Genomic DNA, 5113 nt, shown 5'->3' on the forward strand with positions numbered 1-5113 from the left:
TTCCAATACTTGTTTTTCCGTGCTTATGGGGTTGATGATCACCACACAGAGGACATTCCATAATTATTTCCACAATTATGGGACTATATTCATCTGAGCATTCCCACACTTTCGCACAGGCACTACCGAAATATCCTAGCTATTTGTAGCAAACATTTATCAATTTGGTATTACCTCCTGACTCCTGACTCGGTCCTCGTGAGTCCTTTGTCATTTAATTTATATGCTCAACCGGACATGATATAAATATTCAAATATTTCTCCCTATTCCCTATTCCCTATTTCCTATTTGAAAATAATTAGGGCTTGCTGATTAAATCTAAAAGTCTTTATAGATAAAGGTAAGTGCCTCTTTAAGTATCAAAAAGTGCGAGGTTTGAAGTGGTAATGGTTCAAAAACTTAGGATTTTGGTCAAGCTAAGGGCCGAACAATCTTGGGACAATTCTTACTCCTACCTCCTCGCTCATTCCCACTTCTCCCCTCCTGGGAGGGGCCTGTGGGTGGGTTGTCTCCTGTCTCCTACCCCTCACTACTAAAAGACTTTTGAGCGCAAACCCTAATTAGCAAACTACTTCAGTCCAATACTCTTAATTTTTGCCCAAACTACTTCGCTTCATTTGCTCTCTCTCTACAGCTTCAAATAAAGCTTGAAAATTTCCTTCACCAAAACCTTGAGCTTGCATTTGTTTACCATTCACCCAAGCAACCCTGCGTTCAATAAACTCAAAAAATACAGTTGGTTGAGGAAAAATGGGTTTGGTGAAAATTTGCAGTAACATTGCTTCTGGCCTCATTTCCTCCCAGTCTACCAAAATTTGATAATCTTGAACTTTTTGCCAGTCAACTTCCGGTAAATAACCTAGTGCTTTTTTTTGCAGTTGAGAGTAATATGTTGCCGGAACCCGCAAAAAACCCAAACCACGCGATCGCAAATCTCCTATCACCTCCAAAATATTCTCTGTCCTTAAAGCAATATGTTGTATCCCCGCGCCATGATTAGCATCTAAAAATTCTTGGACTTGAGAATTAGCAGATGCAGGTTCATTAATAGGAAATTTCACTCCACCATCTGGGTCAACCATCACTTGACTGCGTAAAGCAGATTTATCTGTCTGAATTTCAAAGCTTTGCTGGGGTTGAAATTCTAGAATTTGATGATACCAGTCGAGAGCAGATTGTAAATTATCCTCAGCCACATTCAAAACTACATGGTCAATAGTTACAATATCTGTAGGGAGTTGAGAAGTAGGGTGTAAAATTTGTGCATCATCAATTTTTTCAACTAGAGTATGACTTATATCTCCCCATCCAGAAATTTTTGCCCATTTCAAACCCTGTAAGTCTTGCTGAATAGGTTGTAAAACTTCTGCTCCATTCGCTGCTGCTTTGGCCACAACTGAGTTAAGGTCTCGAACCCGAAAAGCGACATCACCTACTCCGGGAGGATGTGTCCTGAGAAAATCAGCAACAAAATTTTCTGATGTAATGGGAGAGGATAGGGCAAAATATACTCGACCTCTGTTGATAATTTCCTTATGAGTATGTTGAGTGGTTTGAGAGGCGATCGCTTTAAAGCCTAATTTTTCAATAAACCAATCTCGTGACTCCATTGCATTTTCAACATAGAAATGAATGTGATCGAATTCCATAACCAACCTTTATTACTGATGAGCCTAAATTCTTTTCTTTACCCAAAAATTAAGGTATAAAGCCTCTCCTTTAAAGGAGAAACAATGAATTAATTTTCCTTTGAGTCTTACCTCTTCTTTTCCAGGAGAGGTAATAATTAATAATTATTAATTATTAATTGTTGAAAGGACTTACGCAAAGGCACTATATGTAGTAGATAAAAACTATAGCACTATGGTATATATAGTGTTTTGGTTGGAAAAATGCTTAATTAATAGGCATCTCCAAAAATAAAAAATAAAACCAATTATCGTACAGAAATTATCAGTTCTTTCCCCCTATTCCCTATTCCCTATTCCCTATTCCCTCTTTTCTGGAGATATCTAATGGATCATGCATAATGCATAATGGATAATTACCTCTGGTTAAAACCGTTACGGAATTGAATATCAGGAAATATTATTTCTTCTCTTGGTCGATTAGATATGGCGAGGAGACCTCGCCATCTCTCGACCGCTTTTTTCCCCTTGAAAGGGGAGGCAGAGTAAGCTGAATTATTTAATTAATAATTATTAGTTATTAATTATTCGGTAAGTTCTGCTTTAGAAAAATAAATGACTGTCTGGCTGAATATTAATTTCCATTGGTATAGCTTGGGGTTCTGCATTCAGAGCAAACATAATTGCATCAGCAGCAGTTTCAGAACTGAGCATTTTTGAGCGATCGACCTTTAGGCTAACATTATCCCAGAAAGGTGTATTTACTCCTCCGAAATAGAAAAGAGTCACTTTAATCCCATAGCGTCGTAACTCATCCGCCATACATTTACTCAAACCCACCAAACCAAACTTAGAAGCACAATATACAGTACCCATGGCCATTGAATGTTTGCCTAGAATACCAATCACATTGCATATATGGCCTGATTTTTGTCTTTTCATTACATTGGCAGCAGCTTGACAAGTATAAAAGCTACCTTTCAAATTCAGGTCAAGCATAATATCTAGGTCAGCAGGTTCAATTTTGTTCCATTGTTTGAGAATACCTGCTCCTGCTGCATTGATTAAAACATCAATTTTGCCAAAATGGCTGGAAGTTTTTTCCATCAGAGTTTCTACTTCCTCTGGGTTAGTAATATTTGTTGGTACAGTAATAATTTGGGTAGTAGATAGTTGAGAGGCTAAACTATCTAATCTACTGCTATCTCTGGCAGCTAAGACTAAGCTAGCACCAGAGTTTGCCAGTTTTTCTGCCACTACTGAACCTATACCACCAGTAGCACCCACAATTACAACAACTTTGTCCTGCATTAACTTTTTCTTTACATTTCTTTACATATATTTTTATAATATAGCCATAATCAGTAAGTTTCATCTATAACTTTTGATTTTCGACTTTATTTCAGGGTGCATCTCATATCTATTCCCTGTTGCCAGATGAGCTGTTTCCTGTTGCCAGATGAGCTGTTGCCTAAAAGCGATAAATTTTTGGCTTTATTCATGCATTGAGATGCACCCTTATCTCAAGCTTACAAACCAACGACCTTCTTCAGATTGATGCAACTTCAGCGAACTACACAGCTCCAAATATTTGGGAAACTTTTTACTTGGTTGAAACCGCTTAATAGTTTTGGTAATTGGTCTACCATATAGTCGGTGAAACTCACTGCCGAGATTAGAAATAGGAACATAATTATTTGGAGATCCATCAATTAATTTACTCACAATTTTTACTAATACTTTTTCCATGATTTCCTGAGAAGTAATCTCAGCAATATCCGTAATATTGGTAGGTACTTCGCCATTATCTGTAGAAGTAGTTAAACTTTTTTGTTCCGGTTTAAACAAATTAAAAATACTGACATAAGTTTGGGATTTTTCCGACGGTTGATGAATTGCAAAATAAGCTGGATAATTAACAAATATTTGCCTAGACTTTTGGTCAGGAAAGTGATTCACAACTACATCTTTAAGATTGAGTTTATAAGTTTCTTTATACAACGCAGAAATTCTCGAAAATTTAATCCATTGTAGTCCGATTTTTTCTGATTCCGACCTGATTAACTCCTGTAATTGAATAATAAATGCGTCTATAGTAGGTATGTCTGGAACCGAAATAGCATATACTTGTGATTCCCCAGTTTGACTATTTAAAACAGTAATTTTGTTTTTATATTTCCGTACTTGATACACAGTTAATCCATGAGATTGAAGAGTAGTACCCAGATGAGTTAATCCTCGATCAGAAGAACAAACTAAAACCTCCTTAGCTGTGGGATAATTGACAAAAATAGAAGCACCTACAGTTGCCATTTTCAAATCAGCACTATCTTTTCCAGGAGGAACATGAATTAATTGATAACCACGTTGATGAAATTCTTCATCTTTTTTTCCCATACTACGCCAATTAGCAAAAGCAACCTTAATTTGAATCGGATAATTGCAGATATCTACAAGGATTTTTTCTGTTTCAATATCAAGGTGTAAATTTTCTACATCTAACAATAAAATCGCCATACCAGACTTGACTAACTTAGTTCCATTTGTAGAGAAATCAGGAATCTGAGAATTAGTAATTTTGTCTGATGAAATGATATTTATTTCTGGATAAATCAGTCTATCTATCTGAGAAATTAAAGCATTATATCGCTCGGAATTAATAAACTCGGGAGTCAGAATAATTTGAAGATAATTTATGACTTTAAGTTGTAAATCTTCATTGACTACAGCATAAAAAAGCCCTTTTGTCAACTTATCAGTCAAAGTAGATTTATACTTGGAATGATGCCAAGGAATGTTCCTGTACTTTGCATTTATCCATTCTGGATGTTGTTGTTGAATGGAAACAATCGTTTGGTAAATATAATTACTGGTGGCCTTAATAGCAGCAGTATTATTAGTCATCAACAAACCAGAATTATCTGACATAGTCCATAAGCGATTAATGGTCACTCAATTTTGGATGATTCACTGTACCATTTTAACAGAATTTCGGGCAGAATTTCCTAATCCTCTAAAGGTTAGAGATGAATGTCCTACCAATAAATAAACTGCGTAGCATCCAATACGCGATTTTATTGTGTTATACTTTTACCTATATTTCGTGTGAAATCATTTTAAAGAGAGTGTCAGTCTGTAGAGCGCGCCTTTAGACCGAAAAGAGTTTCGGCCTTGGAGGCAAGTGCTATGTTAGCGCACCTCCTCTGTCAAGAGGCAGCAGAAAGAGCCTATCAGCGATGCTAGGGAATCCCAAGTTGTCGCGTAAGCGCAACTTCGGGAGGATGTCAAAGACTATTTGATGGACAACTTAAAACCGTAACAATCACCAAAACACCGACAGGAAAGTATTATGCTTCATTTTTATCTCAATGTTGGTTGAAGACCCGTGCTCTCCCGCAGGGGAGCGTCGGGATGAAAACCAATCAATGTTGTGGTTTCACATATAATATGCTACAATGTAAATATTGACAAATAAACAGTAGTA

Annotated in this window: 3 protein-coding genes; all 3 read right to left on the minus strand. The window is 36.6% G+C overall.

Features of this window, described 5'->3' with window-relative positions:
- Positions 1-588: 588 nt before the first annotated feature.
- The 3 genes from hppD to F6K15_RS37320 all read right to left on the minus strand — a co-directional run bounded on the left by hppD (position 589) and on the right by F6K15_RS37320 (position 4557).
- A complete protein-coding gene (gene hppD / locus F6K15_RS37310) occupies positions 589-1650 on the minus strand; it encodes a 4-hydroxyphenylpyruvate dioxygenase (protein ID WP_293071077.1) in 1062 nt (353 codons plus the stop codon).
- Positions 1651-2232: 582 nt separating this feature from the next.
- Entirely contained in the window at positions 2233-2940 is a 708-nt protein-coding gene (locus tag F6K15_RS37315; protein ID WP_293071078.1) for an SDR family oxidoreductase, read from the minus strand.
- Between the two features lie 207 nt (positions 2941-3147).
- Positions 3148-4557: a hypothetical protein gene (locus F6K15_RS37320; RefSeq protein ID WP_293071079.1), complete on the minus strand. Its 1410-nt coding sequence runs from the start codon at positions 4555-4557 to the stop codon at positions 3148-3150.
- Between the last annotated feature and the right edge of the window lie 556 nt (positions 4558-5113).

The organism is Okeania sp. SIO2B3, assembly GCF_010672525.1.
Classification (GTDB): Bacteria; Cyanobacteriota; Cyanobacteriia; order Cyanobacteriales; family Microcoleaceae; genus Okeania.

What these genes read in the sequence shown, in the direction of transcription:
- hppD (WP_293071077.1), bottom strand. Translation starts at nt 1,650, where the DNA reads ATGGAATTCGATCACATTCATTTCTATGTTGAAAATGCAATGGAGTCA.
- F6K15_RS37315 (WP_293071078.1), bottom strand. Translation starts at nt 2,940, where the DNA reads ATGCAGGACAAAGTTGTTGTAATTGTGGGTGCTACTGGTGGTATAGGT.
- F6K15_RS37320 (WP_293071079.1), bottom strand. Translation starts at nt 4,557, where the DNA reads ATGTCAGATAATTCTGGTTTGTTGATGACTAATAATACTGCTGCTATT.